The organism is Lactococcus sp. DD01, assembly GCF_001578715.1.
Classification (GTDB): Bacteria; Bacillota; Bacilli; order Lactobacillales; family Streptococcaceae; genus Lactococcus; species Lactococcus petauri.
Genome location: NZ_KQ968961.1, coordinates 1 through 395 on the forward strand (window position 1 = coordinate 1; position 395 = coordinate 395).

The following is a 395-nucleotide window of genomic DNA, read 5'->3' on the forward strand; positions in this document are numbered from 1 at the left end:
TTCAAGAAATTGTAAAACCGACCCTTTCTAAACTTAAGGAAGCAACAACAGCTATTAAAGACGAGTTACGTACCTTTGATTATGAACGGAGCAACTTCAATACATTTCCAGACCCAGTCTATGATATGGACGATATTGTGGAACATTTAGAAATCAAGAAACAACAAAAAGCGACGGTTGATTTTCAAATGAACCTGTTCAACAATCAACTTGCGAATTCCATAGCTAAAAAAGCCATGGAGGACTTTATCTATGAGGGGCAACGTCTTCAAAGTGTTGCCAACCACTATGAAGATGAAATCAAAGAGCTGGAAGCTAAAAAACGTATTTTAGAGGAGTTCTCAAGTGCGACAGGAAGTCTTTTCCAAGAGAGTTTACAGACTTTCCAAAATGCG

At 38.0% G+C, this 395-nt stretch carries 1 protein-coding gene; it reads left to right on the forward strand.

What is annotated here, in order from left to right; all coding sequences use genetic code 11:
- On the forward strand, positions 1-395 hold a 395-nt coding region (locus tag LACDD01_RS12130; RefSeq protein ID WP_197458056.1), incomplete at both ends, for a hypothetical protein.